The sequence below is a fragment of the Enterobacter sp. Li2LvB3 genome (assembly GCF_056156645.1).
Genome location: NZ_JBSICG010000049.1, coordinates 1 through 3,850 on the forward strand (window position 1 = coordinate 1; position 3,850 = coordinate 3,850).

General features: G+C 44.8%; 4 protein-coding genes and 2 pseudogenes. 5 read left to right on the forward strand and 1 reads right to left on the reverse strand.

The annotated features are described in order from the left end of the window. Positions 1–151 precede the first annotated feature (151 nt). The 5 genes and pseudogenes from ACS603_RS23265 to ACS603_RS23285 form a co-directional block, all read left to right on the forward strand. Entirely contained in the window at positions 152–751 is a 600-nt protein-coding gene (locus ACS603_RS23265; RefSeq protein WP_474944999.1) for a cytochrome b/b6 domain-containing protein, read from the forward strand. 9 nt (positions 752–760) lie between these two features. Beyond that, a complete protein-coding gene (locus ACS603_RS23270; protein ID WP_474945000.1) occupies positions 761–1,531 on the forward strand; it encodes a molybdopterin-dependent oxidoreductase in 771 nt (256 codons plus the stop codon). A 29-nt stretch (positions 1,532–1,560) separates the two neighbouring features. After that, positions 1,561–1,788 carry a hypothetical protein gene (locus tag ACS603_RS23275; protein ID WP_474945001.1) on the forward strand — a complete coding sequence of 76 codons (228 nt, stop codon included), beginning with the start codon at positions 1,561–1,563 and terminating at the stop codon, positions 1,786–1,788. A gap of 281 nt (positions 1,789–2,069) precedes the next feature. Further along, positions 2,070–2,822, forward strand: coding sequence for a class I SAM-dependent methyltransferase (locus ACS603_RS23280; protein WP_474945002.1), 753 nt, complete (start codon positions 2,070–2,072; stop codon positions 2,820–2,822). 15 nt (positions 2,823–2,837) lie between these two features. Then, positions 2,838–3,228: pseudogene (locus tag ACS603_RS23285) on the forward strand (transposase); the annotation flags it as partial. Here ACS603_RS23285 and ACS603_RS23290 read toward each other — a convergent pair. Then, positions 3,188–3,739 (reverse strand): annotated as a pseudogene (locus ACS603_RS23290) (helix-turn-helix domain-containing protein); the annotation flags it as partial. The pseudogenes ACS603_RS23285 and ACS603_RS23290 overlap by 41 nt on opposite strands. Positions 3,740–3,850 lie beyond the last annotated feature (111 nt).

Here is a 3,850-nt window from a genome sequence, read left to right on the forward strand (position 1 = left end):
TCTGAAATACCGGTTCTGACAGAGTGTCCCGGGGGGGGGAGACCCTCCCGGGTGGTCAGACAGGCAGGCTTCGGGGAAGAGGATTTCCCTGAAGGACGCATGACCATACCTGTCATGGTGTGATAATGATGAATTCACTACTGGATGGATTATGTTAACGCTGGACAAAAAACCAATACACCCCTTGTGGCTGCGCTGTTGTCACTGGATTAATGTCGTTGCTATTGCTGGTATGCTGTTCAGCGGCTGGCGCATTTACAACGCTTCTCCGCTGTTTCCCTTTAATTTCCCAGCTCAGTTCACTCTTGGCGGCTGGCTTGGAGGTGCCCTGCAGTGGCATTTTGCCATGATGTGGGTCCTCGGTATCAACGGAACTGTTTATCTCCTGCTGGGGTTGGGGAGTGGCCGTTTCAGGCGTGCTTTTTTGCCGTGGTCACTCTCTTCATTAAAAAAGGAATTAGTTTATGCACTGCAGGGTCGGTTGCAGCATGGTGATTTGAGTCAATATAACATGGTACAGAAAACCGCCTACCTTCTGGTTCTGTTTACAGGTTTCAGCCTGGTATTGTCAGGACTGGTTTTATGGAAATCGGTACAGTTTCCAGTACTCCGCTCGTTACTCGGCGGCTATGAAGCTGCCCGTTATATTCATTTTTTTTGCATGTCCGCTCTGGTGCTGTTTATCGTGACCCACCTTATGATGGTGATACTGGTACCACGTACACTACTCGCGATGTTACGCGGACGTTAAGGTTTCTGAATGGATAAAAAACGTATTCTGTCCGGATCAGATAAACATTATCTGTTGAAAGATGCCGAGAAATTACTGAGTCCAGAGAGGCGTCGTCTTCTGCGCCAGGGTTTGACGCTCGGTGGTATAATGATGTTGACTGGTTGTGATATCAGCAATAGTGACGATGCAGAAAATGCGTTGTTAAAAATATCAAGTTTTAATGACCGGGTTCAGGGATTTCTCTTCAGTAACAACATTCAGGCTCCGGAATATACTGAAGCTGACATTACCAGGCCCTTCCCGTTTAATGCATTTTATGGACCGGAAGATATCCCCAGAATTGAAGGCCACACTTACAAACTGCAAGTACGGGGACTGGTGCGTGATACGCGGAGTTGGGGACTTCCTGAGCTGTATCGTATGCAGCAGGTAAGCCAGATTACTCGTCACATATGTGTGGAAGGTTGGAGCGCTATTGGAAAATGGGGCGGGGTATCATTTCGTCATTTTTTGACGTTAATTGGTGCAGATATGCGTGCCAAATACGTCAGCTTCCGTTGTTCAGACGATTACTATACCAGTATTGATATGGCGACGGCGCTACATGCACAAACCCTACTCGTTCTGACGTGGGATAATCAGACCTTGCCGGCTGAATACGGTTACCCAATAAAATTACGGATCCCAACCAAACTGGGATATAAAAATCCAAAGTATATTCAATCCATCGAGATCACCAATCGTTTTCCTGGAGGTTACTGGGAAGATCAAGGCTATAACTGGTTTGGTGGTAGTTAAAACAACAACATAAATAAATAGGAAATACTATGAAAAAGATGATTATGATGACTGCTGTTCTTTCTGCTCTGTTTATGGCTAATGTCCAGGCGGCAGACTCCATGAACAAAGATGATATGGCTAAGGATACAATGTCCAGGCCGCATGACGATATGTGTAAAGATAATATGTGTAAAGACAAAATGGTTAAGGATAACATGAGCAAATCAAAATCGAATAATGTTGATAATATGAAAAAAAGTGAAATGAACCAGTAAGTCCATTTAACTGACCTGCCAGGGTAGTTATAAATACCTGGCAGGTATTCACCTCCTTCTTTCCTGGATAAATTAAGGAGGAAATCAGGTGAAAATCTGTTTGTGAAATACAACAAAAATACACTGGATGGACAAGGGGGGTATTTGCATTCCGTTGAAAGTATTTTTGTTTAGGTAACGTTGGGTGGTGATTGCAAAGGTACAAATAGCATCTTAGCGCTGAGCTTGAGAGTTGAATCCGTCACCCAAATATGTTCAATGTGTTTATTTTAAGGAATATAATGTTTAACAAGAAAGACTGCCCTGTATGTGGAGCAAAAACAATCATGTTAGACGTGGTCGATTTCAACAAAAGTTGTGAGGAAAATAGAGGGTTGTTCTTACCATTAAGCGGGGTTCCCATTTATTACTATCAGTGTGAAGAATGTGATTTTGTATTTGCTCCGGAATTTAAAAAGTGGAGCAAAAAAGATTTTTTGGAAAAAATATACAACGACAAATACAAAGAAATTGATCCGGATTATATAGAGGAGCGCCCTAGGCAAAACTTTATAACTTTAACGAGTTTACTATTGGAGCAAACTAAATCAATAACGCATTTAGATTATGGGGGTGGGAATGGGAAATTAAGTGAGTTACTAAGAAGAGATGGATGGAATTCAGTGTCATATGATCCATTTTCGGGAGGTGATACGCACATAGAAGACCTGGGGAAATATGATTTAATTACTGCTTTTGAGGTTTTTGAACATGTCTCTGATATTAATTCATTAATGATTAACTTGAAAAATTTAATGAATCCAAATGGCGTCATTCTGTTTTCAACACTTGTGCTCGATGGGAATATTTTAAAAAATACAAGATTGTCATGGTGGTATGCATCTCCCCGAAACGGTCATGTGAGTATCTTTTCAAGAAAAAGCCTCTTAAACCTTAGTAAAATACACGCTCTAAACTTCGGTAGCTTTAATAATGGACTCCACTGCTTTGTTAACCAAATTCCTCCATGGGCAGCACATATACTTTCTCAATAGTAAAAATGAATTATATGCTTCAGCCCGGAAGAGAGGTTTCAGGCTGTCCGGGAGCTCTGTAACCGACGTGGAACCGCGCGTAAAGTTGCACAACACATAGGTGTCAGCGTTTCGGTCCTGTACAAATGGATGAAAGATCCTATCAGTAACGAGGCTTATCAAGCTTTGCGCAAACGAAAGGCAGTTCCACCTGGTAAAAATTAGGTTCCGTTGCTCGGTGAAACCCAGCGACTCAGGCAGCAGGTTCATCAGCCGCAGCTCGAAGGTGACATACTGACAAAGGCATGAACTGATAAAAAAAGATCTGGGCATCAGCTTTCTGACACTGAAAAACAGGGAGGAAACCCTGATAGTTGATGCCCTTATTTCACGAACAGCAGTTCCATCAGCCTGCTGGTTGCATCATCCACATAGACCAGCGCGGTACACGCCGGACCGCGCCCCTCAAACCAGTCGTGATCGCAGCCGTCAATCTGTATCAGTTCGCCAGTACATGGCCGGCGGTAGCGGGGTTGTGGGATCCGGGCAGCTCGCTGTTTGCGTGGCATCCACAGTCCGGCCCGGATCATGATTCGCCGTACGGTTTCTTTACCAAGCAAAAGGCCGTGGCGTTCCTCAAGTTTTTCCCGGGCCAGCGTGGGACCAAAGTCAGCATAGTGGGTTCTGATAAGTCCGAGAGCCTGAGATGCAAGGCCGGGAGCCAGTTGTCGGTTGCCACGCATTCCACGTTTGCGATTACCCATACCAAGCGGTCCTTCATTGCGGTAACGAACCAGAAGTCGGCGACATTGCCGGTCGCTGATCCCGAGCTTCTCAGCCGCCCGATGCGTCGTCAGGCGATGGTCAATGACATCCTGAATGGTTTTAACCCGATCGATCTCTTTCAACGTAAACACTCCTGAGCTTTCTGCGCACACGGCAAATCTCCTGGTAGTTTTTGCTGATGTAAAACGACTCCCGGATACTCACCATAACGCGGACACTTGTAATGAGCCACAGGCGGACATTACAATTGAGCCCTGACACCA

Coding starts and splice junctions, on each gene's coding strand:
- ACS603_RS23265 (WP_474944999.1), top strand. CDS start 152: ATGTTAACGCTGGACAAAAAACCAATACACCCCTTGTGGCTGCGCTGT.
- ACS603_RS23270 (WP_474945000.1), top strand. CDS start 761: ATGGATAAAAAACGTATTCTGTCCGGATCAGATAAACATTATCTGTTG.
- ACS603_RS23275 (WP_474945001.1), top strand. CDS start 1,561: ATGAAAAAGATGATTATGATGACTGCTGTTCTTTCTGCTCTGTTTATG.
- ACS603_RS23280 (WP_474945002.1), top strand. CDS start 2,070: ATGTTTAACAAGAAAGACTGCCCTGTATGTGGAGCAAAAACAATCATG.